Genomic DNA, 14,085 nt, shown 5'->3' on the forward strand with positions numbered 1-14,085 from the left:
ACTGGAAGTGAAGAGGATCAGAGGGCCTCAGACGCCGAAGGCGCGGCTGAACCGGACGTCGCCCTCGACCATGTCCCGCATGTCGGGCAGGCCGTTACGGAACTGCAGGGTGCGCTCCAGACCCATGCCGAACGCGAAGCCCGAGTAGACGTCCGGGTCGATGCCGGCGGCGCGCAGCACGTTCGGGTTGACCATGCCGCAGCCGCCCCACTCGACCCAGCCGGGCCCGCCCTTCTTCTCCGGGAACCACACGTCCACCTCCGCCGACGGCTCGGTGAACGGGAAGAACGAGGGCCGCAGCCGGGTCCGGGAGTTCTCGCCGAACATCGCCCGGGCGAACGCGTCGAGGGTGCCCTTGAGGTGCGCCATCGTGATGCCCTTGTCGACGGCGAGGCCCTCGACCTGGTGGAACACCGGGGTGTGGGTGGCGTCGAGCTCGTCGGTGCGGAAGGTGCGGCCCGGGCACACCACGTAGACCGGCAGCTCGCGGTCGAGCAGCGCACGCACCTGCACCGGCGAGGTGTGGGTGCGCAGCACCATCCCCGAGTCCTGCCCCTTCTCCGGGTCGCCCAGGTAGAAGGTGTCCTGCATGGTGCGCGCCGGGTGGTCCTTGCCGAAGTTCAGCGCGTCGAAGTTCAGCCAGGCCGCCTCGACCTCCGGCCCCTCCGCCACCTCGTAGCCCATCGCGACGAACACGTCGGCGATGCGCTCGGAGAGCTGGGTGATCGGGTGCCGGGCGCCGCGCGGGTGGCGGTCCCAGGGCAGGGTGACGTCGACGGCCTCCTCGGCCAGCACCCGGGCGTCGCGTTCGGCGGTCAGCTCGGCGCGGCGGGCGTCGAAGGCCTCCTGGACCTTCCTCCGCGCGGCGTTGACGCGCTTGCCGGCGTCGGCCCGGCGCGGGCCGGGCAGCGAGCCGAGCTCGCGGCGGGCCAACTGCAGCGGGGCCTTGTCCCCCAGGTGGGCGGGCTTGACGGCGGCCAGCGCGGCGAGGTCGGCGGCGGCGGCAAAGGCCTCGGCGGCGGCCGTGACGGCTCCGTCGAGCGACTCCGGCTGCAGCAGGTCGATCGTGGTCTCGCTCATCGGACTGGCTGGCCTTCACCTTCATGTGCGGGAGAAATGTGGGAAATCGTAGTGCGCCGGGCCGCGGCGCTCGCGTACAGGCAGATCGCTGCGGCGGTGGCCAGGTTCAGGCTCTCCGCGCGCCCGTAGAGGGGGACCCGAACCCGATGATCGGCCGCGTCCGCCACACTCGCGGGCAGGCCGTGCGCCTCACTACCGAATATCCACGCCGTGGGGCGGGCGAGCACGGCGGCAGCGGCCGGGGCGTGCAGGTCGAGCTCACCGTGGCCGTCGGCGGCCAGCAGGGTGAGCCCGGCGTCCCGGCAGGCCTGCAGGGCCGCGAGCGGATCACGGTCGCGGGCCAGCGGGAGGTGGAACACGCTGCCGGTGGACGCCCGGACCGCCTTGCCGTTGTGCGGGTCGACGGTGTCGCCGGCCAGCAGCACGGCGTCGGCGCCGGCGGCGTCGGCCGCGCGGACCACGGTGCCGGCGTTACCCGGGTCGGTGACCCCGGCGAGCACCGCGACCAGGGCCGGGGTGCCGCGCAGCGCGGTGGCCACGGGAACGTCCAGCAGCGAGCAGACGGCGACCAGGCCCTGCGGGGTGACGGTGTCCGACAACCCCGCCGCGGCCTTGTCGGTGATCTCCGAGACCGGGACGCCGGCGCCGCGCGCCGCGTCGACCAGCTCGGGGTGGCGCTGTGCAGCGTCCGGGGTCACGAACAGCTCGTACATCCGGGAGCCGCCGTGCAGGGCCTCGCGGACGGCCTGGGCGCCCTCGACGAGGAAGCGCCGTGCCTTGTCACGCCCCGCACGTCGCAGCAGCTTGCGGGCGGCTACGACGCGCGGGGTTCGCTCAGTTCCGAGCACAGTGCCGGGACTGCTCAGGCGGCGGTCCCGTCCTGCGACGACGCCTGGGCGGGAACGTTGGCCTTGGCCAGCTCGACCAGCGCAGCGAACGCGGTCGGGTCGCTGATCGCGAGCTCCGACAGGTTCTTGCGGTCCACCTCGACGCCCGCGGCCTTGAGGCCCTGGACGAAGCGGTTGTAGGTCATGCCGTTGGCGCGGGCGGCGGCGTTGATCCGGGTGATCCACAGCTGCCGGAAGTCGCCCTTCTTGGCACGACGGTCGCGGTAGGCGTAGTTCAGCGAGTGGAGCATCTGCTCCTTCGCCTTGCGGTACAGCCGCGAGCGCTGCCCGCGGTAGCCGCTCGCCAGCTCGAGGGTCGTCCGGCGCTTCTTCTGGGCGTTGACCGCGCGCTTCACGCGTGCCATGGGGGTGTCCTGTCTCTCGTGCGACCGGTCGGCCGTCGGGGGCCGCGAGGTTTCCGACCGGCCGGATCAGCGGGCAAAAAGTGGGGCGGACGTCTCAGATGCCGAGGAGCTTCTTGACCCGCTTGACGTCCGCCGGAGAGACCGGAACCTTGCCGGACAGCCGACGGGTCATGGTGCTGGGCTTGACCTCGAGGCGGTGGCGCAGGCCGGCCTGCTGCCGCATGATCTTGCCATTGCCGGTCACCTTGACCCGCTTGGACATCCCGCTGTGCGTCTTGTTCTTGGGCATGACTGTTCCGTTCACCAGTGACGTCCCGGGGTGGACGTCTGCTTGTTGTCGTGCGGTGCGTTCCGAGCAGGCCGTCAGGCCTGCGCCTCCCCGGTGGGAGCCGCGGGCCGGGGCTTGGCCGGCTTCTTGTTCGGAGCGATCACCATCGTCATGTTGCGGCCGTCCTGCTTGGGCGCGGCCTCGACCGTACCGAGCTCCGCCACGTCCTCGGCGAGCCGCTGCAGCAGCCGGAAGCCGAGCTCCGGACGGGACTGCTCGCGGCCACGGAACATGATCGTGACCTTGACCTTGTTGCCACCCTCGAGGAAGCGCACGACATTGCGCTTCTTGGTCTCGTAGTCGTGGGTGTCGATCTTCGGCCGGAGCTTCTGCTCCTTGATCACCGTGAGCTGCTGGTTGCGGCGGGACTCGCGGGCCTTCTGCGCGCTCTCGTACTTGAACTTGCCGTAGTCCATGAGCTTGCAGACGGGCGGGCGGGCCTGAGCGGCGACCTCGACGAGGTCGAGCTCGGCCTCCTGCGCCAGCCGCAGGGCGTCCTCGATACGCACGATGCCGACCTGCTCGCCGTTCGGGCCGACAAGTCGGACCTCGGGAACGCGGATGCGGTCGTTGATGCGCGTCTCTGTGCTGATGGGGTCTCCTTGATATCGACGTCGTTGCGGTGCGACGACAGCGAAGACCCGTCGATCATGCGACGAGCACAGACGGCTCGACGCCGGACCGGACCCGGGCACCTGGAGTGCACGGGTGGGAGCGGGGCTCCACTTGATCGCCCTGACGTAGACAACAACGCACGACAGGGTGGTCGCATTCCGCAGGATATCAGGTCGCAACGGTCCACCGCGGCGGGGCGGGTTCGTCCCCCGCGCCGCAGCGCGTCTCGACGCGACCGCGACGCACCGGCTCGCCGGTGCGCAGAGCATCATGCCGATCATGAATGAACCGACGGCCGACACGGTCACCGCCCCGGCCTGGGAGCGTCTGGTCGGCCGTGTCTACGACCGGTTCCTGTGGCTCGGCGAGCACCACGGCATGCGGGCCAGGCGGGTGGCGCTGCTCGCCGAGGCCCGCGGCCGGGTGCTGGAGATCGGCGCGGGCACCGGGCTGAACCTGGCGCACTACCCCGACGCGGTGTCGGAACTGCTGCTCACCGAGCCGTCACCGCCGATGATCACGGCGGTGCGCCGCCGCGTGGCCGCGTCCGGCCGGGACGGGGTCCGGGTGCTCGCCGCGCCGGCCGCCGCGCTGCCGGTCCCGGACGGCTCGGTGGACACGGTCGTCACGACGATGGTGCTCTGCACGGTGCCCGACCCGCACGCCGCGCTGGCGGAGATCGTCCGGGTGCTCCGGCCCGGCGGGCGCCTGCTGTTCTGTGAGCACGTGCTGGCCGACACCCCACGGTTGCGCCGATGGCAGCGGCGACTGGCCGGGCCGTGGGCCGGGTTCGCCATCGGCTGCCGCTGCGACCGGCCGCTCCTGGCGGACATCGAGAACGCGCTGCGCGTCGAGCGGGTCGAGCACGGGCGGTGGAGCGGGATGCCGGCGCTGGTGCGGCCGCTGGTGGTCGGGGTGGCGGTGCGCTGAGCCACCTTGCCCGGGCGTGGTGGTGGTCGGCCGGTTGCGGCTGAGCGGCGGATGTGGCCGGCGAGCCCCGCGCCTACCGTCCGGACCGGCTGCTGGTGCGGACCGGAGGTGGGCAGGTGGACGGCAAGGCGATGGCTCGGGCGCGCATGGACACCTGGAACTCCCGCGATCGTGACGGGTATGCGGCCCTCTACACGGACGATTCCCAGGTGAGCGCCCCCGGCTTCACCGGTAAGGGCCGCCAGGGCGCCCTCGATCTGCTGTCGGTGTACGTGACCGCGTTCCCCGACTTCCGGATCGTGCCCCGGACGGTGATGGGGGATGCGTCGGCCGGCGTCGAGGAGTGCGTCTTCGAGGGCACGCACACCGGCCCGCTGCGGTCGGCCGACGGGCCGGAGGCCGCGCCGACCGGGCGGCAGGTGTCCATCGGGTTCGCCGGGATCCATTCCGTGCGCAGCGGGAAGATCCTCAGCAGCCGCTACTACTTCGATCAGCTCGACCTGCTCACCCAGCTCGGCGTGCTGCCGACCTGACGTCGGCTTCTCGTCAGCCGTCCGCCAGGGAGGCGCGGCGCCGGTCGCGGGAGGCCGCGGCCGCGGGGAACGCGGTCAGCGGCGCCTGACAGTGATCATGAGGCGGGGTGGGCCAGGCCGCTGGGCCGACCGGCTCGCAGCCACCTGCTCCACGACCTGAGCCCGTCCCCCGCTGACGCGGGTGGGCCCGGACCGGTGGTCGTCCCACCGGTCCGGGCCCCCCGAACGGCCTCAGGTCGCCGCAGCGGCCTTCCGGCGGCGGGCCGGCTTCCGCTCCGGGGCCGCGGGCTCGGCCTGCGGGGTCACCAGGTGCCGCAGGAACTGCCCCGTGTAGCTGGTCGGGTGCGCCGCGATCTGTTCCGGGGTGCCCTCGGTGACGACGGTGCCGCCGCCGGAGCCGCCCTCCGGGCCCATGTCGATGATCCAGTCGGAGGTCTTGATGACGTCGAGGTTGTGCTCGATGACGACCACGGTGTTGCCCTTGTCGACCAGCCCGTTGATCACCAGCAGCAGCTTGCGGATGTCCTCGAAGTGCAGGCCGGTGGTCGGCTCGTCGAGGATGTAGATCGTCCGCCCGTTGGAGCGCTTCTGCAGCTCGCTGGCGAGCTTCACCCGCTGGGCCTCGCCACCGGACAGAGTCGGGGCCGGTTGCCCGAGTCGCACGTACCCGAGCCCGACGTCGACCAACGTGCGCAGGTACCGGCTGATCGAGTTGATCGGGCCGAAGAACTCCGCAGCCTCCTCGATCGGCATGTCCAGCACGTCGGCGACGGTCTTGCCCTTGTAGTGCACCTCCAGGGTCTCCCGGTTGTACCGGGCGCCCTTGCAGACCTCGCACGGCACGTAGACGTCCGGCAGGAAGTTCATCTCGATCTTGATCGTGCCGTCGCCGGAGCACGCCTCGCAGCGCCCGCCCTTGACGTTGAACGAGAACCGGCCGGGCTGGTAGCCGCGGACCTTGGCCTCGGTGGTCGCGGCGAACAGCTTGCGCACGTGGTCCCACACACCGGTGTAGGTGGCCGGGTTGGACCGTGGGGTCCGCCCGATCGGGGACTGGTCGACCCGGACGAGCTTGTCCAGGTTGTCGATCCCGGTGATCCGGGTGTGCCGGCCCGGCACCTGCCGGGCGCCGTTGAGCTTGTTCGCCAGCACGGTGGCCAGGATGTCGTTGACCAGCGTCGACTTGCCCGAACCGGACACCCCGGTGACCGACACGAGGCCGCCCAGCGGGATGGTCACGTCGATGCCGCGCAGGTTGTGCTCGCGCGCTCCGACGACGGTCAGGGACCGGTCGGGGTCGACCGGGCGCCGCTTCTCCGGCACCGGGATGGACCGCCGCCCGGACAGGTAGGCGCCCGTCAGCGACGTGTCGTGCGACTCCAGAGCGGCGACCGGGCCGCTGTGCACGATGTGCCCGCCGTGCTCACCGGCGCCGGGACCGATGTCGACCGCCCAGTCGGCGGCCCGGATGGTGTCCTCGTCGTGCTCGACGACGATCAGCGTGTTACCCAGGTCGCGCAGCCGGGTCAGCGTCTCGATCAGCCGCCGGTTGTCCCGCTGGTGCAGGCCGATCGACGGCTCGTCGAGCACGTAGAGCACCCCGACCAGGCCGGACCCGATCTGGGTGGCCAGCCGGATGCGTTGCGCCTCGCCGCCGGACAGCGTGCCCGCGGCCCGGTCGAGCGAGAGGTAGTCGAGCCCGACGTCGAGCAGGAACCCGAGACGGGCCTGCACCTCCCTGAGCACCCGGCCCGCGATCATCGACTGCCGCGCGTCGAGCTCCATGCCGTCGAGGAACGCCGAGCACTCCGCGACCGACATCGCCGAGACCTCGGCGATCGAGCGGTCGCCCTGTTCGCGGTGCTTCAGCGTCACGGCCAGCACCTCGGGCTTGAGCCGGGCGCCCTTGCACGCGGGGCACGGGACGTCGCGCATGTAGCCCTCGTAGCGCTCGCGCTGCGACTCGGACTCGGTCTGGTCGAGCCGACGCTCGAGGAACGGGATGACGCCTTCGAAGTTGGCGTAGTAGGAGCGCTCGCGGCCGTAGCGGTTGCGGTAGCGCACGTGCACCTGGTCGTTCGTGCCGTGCAGCACCGCCTTCTGGGCGGTGACCGGCAGCTTGCGCCACGGGGTGTCCATCCGGAACCCCACGGCGCCGGCCAGCCCGCTGAGCAGCCGCCCGAAGTACTCGGAGGTGTGCCCACCGGCCCACGGCGCGATCGCCCCGTCGGCCAGGCTCAGCTCCGGATCGGGGACGACCAGCTCCGGGTCGACCTCCTTCTTGATGCCGATGCCGTGGCACTCCGGGCAGGCGCCGTAGGGAGAGTTGAAGGAGAAGGTGCGCGGCTCGAGCTCGTCGAGGGTCAGCAGGTGCCCGTTGGGGCAGGCCATCCGCTCGGAGAAGCGGCGCTCGCGGTTCGGGTCGTCGTCGGGGAGGTCGACGAAGTCGAGCACCAGCAGGCCGTCGGCCAGCCGCAGCGCGGTCTCGACGGAGTCGGTGAGCCGCTGCTTGGCCGACTCCCGGACCGCGAGCCGGTCGACCACGACGGAGATGTCGTGCTTCTCCTGCTTCTTCAGCTTCGGCGGGTCGGTCAGCGGGTGGACGGTGCCGTCCACCTGGACCCGCGAGTAACCCTGCGTCTGCAGGGTCGCGAACAGGTCGACGAACTCGCCCTTGCGGGTGCGCACGACCGGGGCGAGCACCTGGAAACGGGTGCCCTCCGCCATGGCCAGCACCTGGTCGACGATCTGCTGCGGGGTCTGCTTGGAGATCACGTGCCCGCAGACCGGACAGTGCGGGACGCCGGCGCGCGCGTAGAGCAGCCGCAGGTAGTCGTAGACCTCGGTGATCGTCCCGACGGTCGAGCGGGGGTTGCGGTTGGTCGACTTCTGGTCGATCGAGACGGCCGGGGACAGCCCCTCGATGAAGTCGACGTCCGGCTTGTCCATCTGGCCGAGGAACTGTCGCGCGTAGGCCGACAGGGACTCGACGTAACGCCGCTGGCCCTCGGCGAAGATCGTGTCGAAGGCCAGGCTGGACTTGCCCGAACCGGACAGTCCGGTGAACACGACGAGGCTGTCCCGCGGCAGGTCGAGATCGACCCCGCGCAGGTTGTGCTCGCGCGCGCCACGCACGACGAGACGGTCGGCCACGGTGTGCGCCTCCTGGGAATACTCGACGACCGGCAGGGGTCAGCCCGCCGATCTTCCACTCACGGCCATGCTAAGCAGGGGGTCCGACAGGGACCGCCCAGCCCGACACGCGCTCGGTGGGCGACCACCGGTGTGCGGCGGACGCCCTTCGGGGTCCGAGCCGGCCGTATGGTCAACGCGATACCCGCCGTCGATCATTCCCGAACCTCACGTCCCGGACGTCACGTCGGGAAACCGTCGGACCTCGTCCCTAGAGTCGCACACATGTTCGATGCGTCCTCCCCCGGCCCTGCCCGCCGACTCCTCGTCGCCCTCGGTCCGCGTCGGCCCGCGGAGGTCACCCCGCGAAGGTCGCCGCCGGCAGGCCGGTCACCCCCGGCCGGGCCCGGAACACCGCACCGGCCGCGGGCTCCGGCCCGCGGGCAGAGATCGTGGCCCCGTCGAGCACCAGGTGGGTGGACCCGTCGGGATGCAGGCGGTGGAGCGCGGCCCGGCCGGGGCGGATCGCGGCCGACCAGATGGCCGGACAGCTCGTCGACGGCGGCGACGGTCTGCGCACGACGTGCGACGACCGGGTCGCCCCAGCCGGCGACGCCCTCGTCGGTCTCGATCTTCAGGAAGAGCCACCGCGGCGGCACGAGGTAGGTCCGCCCCACGCGCTGCGGTGGCCGAGCCCGTGCAGTTGGAGCCGCACGGTCGACTCCGCCCCACCGACGTCGAGGCGGAACAGGCCGGCCTCGTACAACGGGGCGGGGACCAGCAGGCGACCAGGGCACACACCCAGTGCTATCCGCGCCTGTCGCACTGCTGTGCTCCTGTGCACGAGGGCTTGCGCGAGAGCGCCGGGGGTGTTGCGTTCGACTTTGTGTGGCTCCGCTCCGCAGGATCAGCATCACCAGAGCAACCCGCGCCGCAGCCGCGGCCCGCACGTCGTAACGGGGGAACCGACCCATGCTCGCCCGGCAGCGCCAGCAGCCGATCCTCGACGAGGTCACCCGGACCGGGGCGGTCAAGGTGGCCGATCTGGTGAGCGTGCTGGGCGTCTCGGACATGACCATCCGCCGCGACATCGGCGAGCTGGCCGGCCAGGGTCTGGTCGATCGGGTGCACGGCGGTGCCGCCCTGCCGGGGACGGTGAGCGTGCACGAGCCGGGCTTCGCCACCAAGGCGACCCAGCAGGTCGAGGCGAAGCTGGCCATCGCGAAGGCGGCCAGCAGACTGGTCCGCCCCGGCAGCTCCCTGGGCATCTCCGCAGGAACCACGACGCACGCCGTCGCGACGCAACTGCTCGACATCGCCCAGCTCACCGTCGTGACGAACTCGCTGCCCGTCGCCGACGAGCTGCGGGGTGTGGTCGCCCTGCAGACCACCGGCCGGTTCGGCGAGATCGACGTCCTGATCACCGACGACCAGATCGCCGACGATGCGCGTGACGAGCTCTCCGGCCTGGTCGGTGAGCTCGTCGTCGCAGGCCGGGGGACGGCATGAGCATGCACCCCACCGTCACCGGGACGACCCCCGCACGCGGTGTCCGCAAGACCTCGATCCGCCTGGCCGACGGCCGCGAACTGATCTATTTCGACGACCGGGAGCCGTTCCTGTCGGGCACGGCGACGCGGTCCGAGATCGACACCCGCTCCCTGCCGGTGATGCACACCCGGTCCGACGTGCGCTATGACGTGTTGACCGGCGAGTGGGTGGTCCTGGCCGCGCACAGGATGAACCGGACCTACCAGCCACCGTCCGAGGAGAATCCACTCGCCCCCACCCGGCCCGGCCGGCCGCCGACCGAGATCCCCGCCCCGGACTACGACGTCGTCGTGTTCGAGAACCGGTTCCCGTCGTTCTCCCAGCCCCCCGCCGGGACGGTCGATGACACCACGGCGGACCCGGCCGAGTCGTTCGTCGACGGCGAGCCGCTGTGGCCACGGCGGCGGACAGGCGGGCGGTGCGAGGTGGTCTGTTTCACCAGCGACCCGGCGGCGAGCTTCGCGGAGCTGTCACAGCGGCGGGCCCGGACCGTGATCGAGGCGTGGGCCGACCGGACCCGGTCGTTGTCGGCGATGCCGTCGACCCGGCAGGTGGTCTGTTTCGAGAACCGCGGCGAAGAGATCGGTGTGACGCTCTCGCATCCGCACGGTCAGATCTACGCCTACCCGTACCTGCCGCCGCGGACGCAGTCGTTGATCAGGCAGTCACGTCTGCACCGGGAGAAGACCGGACGGCTTCTGCTGGCCGACGTCCTGGACGCCGAGCGCCGGGCCGGGAGCCGGATGGTGCTCACCGGCGAGCACTGGAGCGGGTACGTGCCGGCCGCCGCGAGGTGGCCGCTGGAGGTGCACCTGGCCCCGCATCGCGACGTCGCCGACCTCGCGGCACTCGACGACGCCGAGGCCGATGAGCTGGCGACCGTCTACCTGGAGCTGCTCCGCCGGGTCGACCGGTTCTTCCCCGGTGTGCACCGCACCCCCTACATCGCCGCCTGGCATCAGGCCCCGGTCGGGGCCGACCGCGATCTGGGACGACTGCACCTGCAGCTGTTCTCCCTGATGCGGTCGCCCGGCCGGATGAAGTTCCTCGCGGGGTCGGAGTCGGCGCTGGGCGCCTGGATCAACGACAGCACACCCGAGGACATCGCCCGGCGGCTGCGCGACGTGGCGTCCTGACCGGTAGCTGATCGTGTGGGCAGCCCGGCCGGTGCGGTCCCGATAGGCTGCGTACGTGGACGTCATCGACGAGTACAGCGGGCACACCGATCCCGGCGGCGCCGCCATCCGCCGCGACCTGGACGCGCTGACGATCTCCAAGGTCTCGGTCGGGCCGATGGACAACAACGCCTACCTGCTGGTCTGCAAGGCCACCAACGAGGCGCTGCTGATCGACGCGGCGAACGAGCCGGACCGGATCGCCGACCTGGTCGGCGCCGACGACGCGCGCCCGGAGTTGCGGCACCTGATCACCACCCACCGGCACCACGACCACTGGCAGGCCCTCGGCGCGGTCGCCGGCATGTTCCAGACCCGGCAGATCGCGCACCCGCTCGACGCCCCGGAGCTGCCGATCCCGATGGACGTGCTCGTCGAGAACGGCGACACGGTCCGGTTCGGTGAGATCGAGCTCGAGGTGATCCACCTGCGCGGGCACACCCCCGGCTCGATCGCGCTGCTCTACCGCGGCGCGGACCGGTCGCACCTGTTCACCGGCGACTCGCTGTTCCCCGGCGGTCCTGGCCGGACGACATCGCCCGAGGAATTCACGTCGCTCATCGGCGATCTGGAATCGCGGGTGTTCGGCGAGCTTCCTGACGAGACCTGGGTCTACCCCGGACATGGTGACGACACCACGCTCGGCACGGAGCGCCCGTCGCTGCCGGAGTGGAAGGCACGCGGCTGGTGAGCTGAGCACGACCCGACCGGGGCCGCCTCCGATGACGGAGGCGGCCCCGTCGTGTGTCGCGAGTGCTCCGGGCCGGCACCGGTCGATCCGCAGCCCGCAAGACCGGTGAAGCGCGCCGCCGATCGCCTCGGCCAGGTCGCCGCGGTTCTCACAGGGCCCATCTGCGATCGGCCGTGAAGCTGACGATCATCGACTTCTCGTAGCCCAGTGGCTGCAGGAGATCGTGCAGGTCCTGCCGTACGGCGTCGAACTCCCGCACGTTCTGCGCCTTCGACGCGGTGTCGACCACGAAGTCGATCTCGATGTCGAGCCGGCTGCCGACCTTGGAGGTGCGCAGGAACGACTCGGCGAACCGGTACCGGCACTCGACGTCGCGGACGCGCGACCGCAACTGTTCGGAGATCGCGGGTTCCGGTGACATCGTCAGCACCTCGCGGAGTCCGCTCACCAGCAGCCGGGCGGGGACCCGCAGGAACGCCGCCGAGATCAGCGCGACCATCCCGGGGTCGACGTAGCGCGCGGCATCGGAATGCCCGATCCGCTCGAGGACCAGGGCGAGGGCGAAACCGGCGAGCACCCCGAGGCTGAGCAGCGTGTCGCCCATCCACTCCGCGGCCTCGGCCCGCACGAGATCGGAGCCCTGCCCACCGCGCCGCCGCAGGTACAGCGAGACCACGAGGCCGGCGCCGGTGGCCAGGATCGCGTAGAGCACGGCCCAGCCGGCGGCGACCTCACGACCGCCGCGCAGCAGCTCCCCGATCGCCCCGATCAGCGCGTAGATGCACAACCCGCCGAGTGCGACCGCCTTGATCACGATCGTCAGCGGCTCCCACACCTCCCGGCCCCACGGGTAGCGCTCGTCAGGGCCCTTGCGGGCGGTACGCAGCGCCAGCACGGCCAGCAACGACAACCCGACGCCGGCGAACGAGTACAGGCCGTCGAACACGATCAGCTGGGAGCCGATGACCAGCCCCCAGGCCAACGAGACGACCGCGAAGCCCGCAGACACCCACACCGAGACGAGCAGGGCGCGCGCATCGGGAAACCGAGCCGACCACTCCATCGCGCCATGGTCGCGTTGACATCCGCCGCCGTCGACCGGGACACAGGTCCGCAGATCGGCCGGAGACGGTGCACCGCGGCGGCACGCTCTCACGCCCGGCGGCGGGCCCCCGTCGGATGCCGTCGCGCGGTCGGCGACCCCAGTGCCCGGGAGATGCCCCGGGCCGCCGTGCGGACGGCCGGCGCCAGCGCGACCGGGGACGCGCCGTCCGAGTGCACGACGATCGACAACGCCGCGACGACCGTGTCGTCGGCACCGACGACGGGCGCGGCCACCGACAGCGCGTCCATGGTCACCTGCCGGTCGCTGACCGCGATCCCGGTGCGGCGGACGTCGGCGAGCATCCGGCGCAGCGTCCCGGGATCGGTGACGGTCCGCTCGGTCCAGCGCTCCAGCGGCCCGGTCAGCACCTGTTCCTGGACCTCCGGCGGTGCGAACGCCAGCAGCGCGAGCCCGACACCGGTGGCGTGCAGCGAGAACCGGCCGCCGACCCGGGTCAGCACCCGCACCGCGTCACGTCCGGTGATCCGTTCGAGGAACACCAGCTCGAGCCCCTCGCGCACCGCGAGCTGCACGTTCTCGTGGGTGGCCTCGTAGAGATCCTCGAGGTAGGGCAGGGCCACCTCGCGCAGCCGCGGGCCGCGCGGCGCGAGTGAGGCGACCTCGAACAAGCGCAGCCCGATCCGGTAGGGCCCGCGGCCGTCGCGTTCGAGCCCGCCCCACTCGCTGAGCTCCCGCACGATCCGGTGCGTGGTGCTCAGCGACAGCCCGGTGCGGCGGCTGATCTCGGACAGCGAGAGCTCCGGGGCGTCGGCGGAGAACGCGTCGAGGACGTCGAGCAACTTCCCGCTCAACGAGCGCGGTGGGTCTCCCCGGTCCATCGCCAGAACCCTCTCGTCACGCCACGGGCATCGTCGCCCGCACCATGGCACAGCGCGCCGCGGTGGCGAACATCAGCGCGGCCGCGACGACCTCGACGGGTGCGCAGGTGGGTCGGTACTAGCACTCCACCGGGGTGGAGTCCACCAGCCAGACCGGGTCGGTCCACAGGTCGGTGTCGGCAGCCAGGACCCGGATCAGTCGTTTGATCAGCGGCAACGCCGAGCGCAGCCGCTTGTTGTAGCCGGACTGGCCGGGTAGGTACGTACCCGAACGCGCAGGGCAGCGCGCGGGGCACGAACCGCAGCCAGCGCGCCTCGGACCGGAACCCGAGCAGCGCCTGGGCCACGGCCAGCGTGAGCAGCTCGGCGTCGGACAGCTTCGGCGGGCGCCCCGTTCGCGGGCGGCCACCCAGGTAGTCGTCGATCTTGACGTAGAGGGCGGTCCGGAGGGTGTTGAGGTCGGTCGTCACAAACTGATCCTCGACACCCTCCTGCCATCTCCGCGGCCACCACGCCGATAGGACTTACTCGTCTAGGCCGGGCGCAATGGTCCGATAGTGGACATGTCGGGCGTCTTCACCCCTGCACGGAAGCCCCCGTGCCACAGTGACCCAGTTCACAGAACGCGCGGGGATTCCATTTCAGGCAGGAGGAGCGCCATGACACGAACGATGAGCGGCGGGGTCGACAGACTGCGGGCGGCGATGGCCGGCCCGGTGCTCGTCTCCGGCGACGCGGGCTACGAGGACGCCCGGGCGATCTGGAACGGCGACATCGACCGGTGCCCGGCGGTGGTCGCGCAGTGCGCCTCCGCCGCCGACGTCGTGGCCGCGCTCGGCCACGGCCAGGAGGAG

At 71.6% G+C, this 14,085-nt stretch carries 14 protein-coding genes and 3 pseudogenes; 6 read left to right on the forward strand and 11 right to left on the reverse strand.

Features of this window, described 5'->3' with window-relative positions:
* Positions 1–27: 27 nt before the first annotated feature.
* From pheS to infC, 5 genes are all read right to left on the reverse strand, one after another.
* Positions 28–1,080, reverse strand: a complete 1,053-nt coding sequence (gene pheS / locus HF526_RS29595; RefSeq protein WP_169384878.1) for a phenylalanine--tRNA ligase subunit alpha — start codon at positions 1,078–1,080, stop codon at positions 28–30.
* Positions 1,077–1,928, reverse strand: a complete 852-nt coding sequence (locus HF526_RS29600) for a TrmH family RNA methyltransferase (RefSeq protein WP_169384879.1) — start codon at positions 1,926–1,928, stop codon at positions 1,077–1,079. Before HF526_RS29600 ends, pheS begins: the two co-directional genes overlap by 4 nt.
* A 14-nt stretch (positions 1,929–1,942) precedes the next feature.
* Entirely contained in the window at positions 1,943–2,332 is a 390-nt protein-coding gene (gene rplT / locus HF526_RS29605) for a 50S ribosomal protein L20 (protein WP_169384880.1), read from the reverse strand.
* Between the two features lie 94 nt (positions 2,333–2,426).
* Positions 2,427–2,621, reverse strand: coding sequence for a 50S ribosomal protein L35 (gene rpmI, locus HF526_RS29610; RefSeq protein WP_169384881.1), 195 nt, complete (start codon positions 2,619–2,621; stop codon positions 2,427–2,429).
* 74 nt (positions 2,622–2,695) lie between these two features.
* On the reverse strand, positions 2,696–3,325 hold the full coding sequence (infC, locus tag HF526_RS29615) for a translation initiation factor IF-3 (RefSeq protein WP_211177988.1): 630 nt from the start codon (positions 3,323–3,325) through the stop codon (positions 2,696–2,698).
* A gap of 229 nt (positions 3,326–3,554) precedes the next feature.
* Between infC and HF526_RS29620 the strand changes: the two genes are divergently transcribed.
* Together HF526_RS29620 and HF526_RS29625 are read left to right on the forward strand one after the other, a co-directional pair.
* On the forward strand, positions 3,555–4,205 hold the full coding sequence (locus tag HF526_RS29620; RefSeq protein ID WP_169384882.1) for a class I SAM-dependent methyltransferase: 651 nt from the start codon (positions 3,555–3,557) through the stop codon (positions 4,203–4,205).
* 53 nt (positions 4,206–4,258) lie between these two features.
* The gene (locus HF526_RS29625; RefSeq protein ID WP_169384883.1) at positions 4,259–4,738 is read left to right on the forward strand and encodes an ester cyclase; all 480 of its coding nucleotides are present in this window, start codon (positions 4,259–4,261) and stop codon (positions 4,736–4,738) included.
* A 231-nt stretch (positions 4,739–4,969) separates the two neighbouring features.
* Here the strand turns inward: HF526_RS29625 and uvrA are convergent, their stop codons facing one another.
* The 3 genes and pseudogenes from uvrA to HF526_RS35875 all read right to left on the reverse strand — a co-directional run.
* Positions 4,970–7,891, reverse strand: a complete 2,922-nt coding sequence (gene uvrA, locus HF526_RS29630) for an excinuclease ABC subunit UvrA (protein ID WP_169384884.1) — start codon at positions 7,889–7,891, stop codon at positions 4,970–4,972.
* Positions 7,892–8,228: 337 nt separating this feature from the next.
* Complete coding sequence (locus HF526_RS37145) at positions 8,229–8,450, reverse strand: hypothetical protein (protein ID WP_169384867.1); 222 nt, start codon at positions 8,448–8,450, stop codon at positions 8,229–8,231.
* A pseudogene (locus HF526_RS35875) lies at positions 8,392–8,547 on the reverse strand (galactonate dehydratase); the annotation flags it as partial. The pseudogene HF526_RS35875 and the gene HF526_RS37145, both read right to left, overlap by 59 nt.
* A 295-nt stretch (positions 8,548–8,842) precedes the next feature.
* Between HF526_RS35875 and HF526_RS29645 the strand changes: the two are divergent.
* The 3 genes from HF526_RS29645 to HF526_RS29655 are packed head-to-tail and all read left to right on the forward strand — an operon-like array spanning position 8,843 to position 11,287.
* A complete protein-coding gene (locus HF526_RS29645; protein ID WP_169384885.1) occupies positions 8,843–9,379 on the forward strand; it encodes a DeoR/GlpR family DNA-binding transcription regulator in 537 nt (178 codons plus the stop codon).
* Positions 9,376–10,557, forward strand: coding sequence for a galactose-1-phosphate uridylyltransferase (gene galT / locus HF526_RS29650; protein WP_239029309.1), 1,182 nt, complete (start codon positions 9,376–9,378; stop codon positions 10,555–10,557). Before HF526_RS29645 ends, galT begins: the two co-directional genes overlap by 4 nt.
* Before the next feature lie 55 nt (positions 10,558–10,612).
* On the forward strand, positions 10,613–11,287 hold the full coding sequence (locus HF526_RS29655; RefSeq protein WP_169384886.1) for an MBL fold metallo-hydrolase: 675 nt from the start codon (positions 10,613–10,615) through the stop codon (positions 11,285–11,287).
* A gap of 148 nt (positions 11,288–11,435) precedes the next feature.
* Here HF526_RS29655 and HF526_RS29660 read toward each other — a convergent pair whose 3' ends face one another.
* From HF526_RS29660 to HF526_RS37565, 3 genes and pseudogenes are all read right to left on the reverse strand, one after another.
* Positions 11,436–12,350 carry a cation diffusion facilitator family transporter gene (locus HF526_RS29660; RefSeq protein ID WP_169384887.1) on the reverse strand — a complete coding sequence of 305 codons (915 nt, stop codon included), beginning with the start codon at positions 12,348–12,350 and terminating at the stop codon, positions 11,436–11,438.
* Between the two features lie 89 nt (positions 12,351–12,439).
* The gene (locus HF526_RS29665) at positions 12,440–13,231 is read right to left on the reverse strand and encodes an IclR family transcriptional regulator (protein WP_169384888.1); all 792 of its coding nucleotides are present in this window, start codon (positions 13,229–13,231) and stop codon (positions 12,440–12,442) included.
* A 121-nt stretch (positions 13,232–13,352) separates the two neighbouring features.
* Positions 13,353–13,701 (reverse strand): annotated as a pseudogene (locus HF526_RS37565) (IS982 family transposase); the annotation flags it as partial.
* A gap of 189 nt (positions 13,702–13,890) precedes the next feature.
* On the opposite strand from HF526_RS37565, the pseudogene HF526_RS29670 reads away from it, so the two are divergent.
* Positions 13,891–14,085: pseudogene (locus tag HF526_RS29670) on the forward strand (FAD-linked oxidoreductase); the annotation flags it as partial.

The organism is Pseudonocardia acidicola (assembly GCF_012911935.1).
In the GTDB taxonomy this organism is placed as follows: domain Bacteria; phylum Actinomycetota; class Actinomycetes; order Mycobacteriales; family Pseudonocardiaceae; genus Pseudonocardia; species Pseudonocardia acidicola.

Bases quoted from the DNA above. Each gene is read 5' to 3' on its own strand.
- galT (WP_239029309.1), top strand. From the start codon at position 9,376: ATGAGCATGCACCCCACCGTCACCGGGACGACCCCCGCACGCGGTGTC.
- pheS (WP_169384878.1), bottom strand. From the start codon at position 1,080: ATGAGCGAGACCACGATCGACCTGCTGCAGCCGGAGTCGCTCGACGGA.
- HF526_RS29620 (WP_169384882.1), top strand. From the start codon at position 3,555: ATGAATGAACCGACGGCCGACACGGTCACCGCCCCGGCCTGGGAGCGT.
- HF526_RS29665 (WP_169384888.1), bottom strand. From the start codon at position 13,231: ATGGACCGGGGAGACCCACCGCGCTCGTTGAGCGGGAAGTTGCTCGAC.
- HF526_RS29645 (WP_169384885.1), top strand. From the start codon at position 8,843: ATGCTCGCCCGGCAGCGCCAGCAGCCGATCCTCGACGAGGTCACCCGG.
- HF526_RS29660 (WP_169384887.1), bottom strand. From the start codon at position 12,350: ATGGAGTGGTCGGCTCGGTTTCCCGATGCGCGCGCCCTGCTCGTCTCG.
- rpmI (WP_169384881.1), bottom strand. From the start codon at position 2,621: ATGCCCAAGAACAAGACGCACAGCGGGATGTCCAAGCGGGTCAAGGTG.
- rplT (WP_169384880.1), bottom strand. From the start codon at position 2,332: ATGGCACGCGTGAAGCGCGCGGTCAACGCCCAGAAGAAGCGCCGGACG.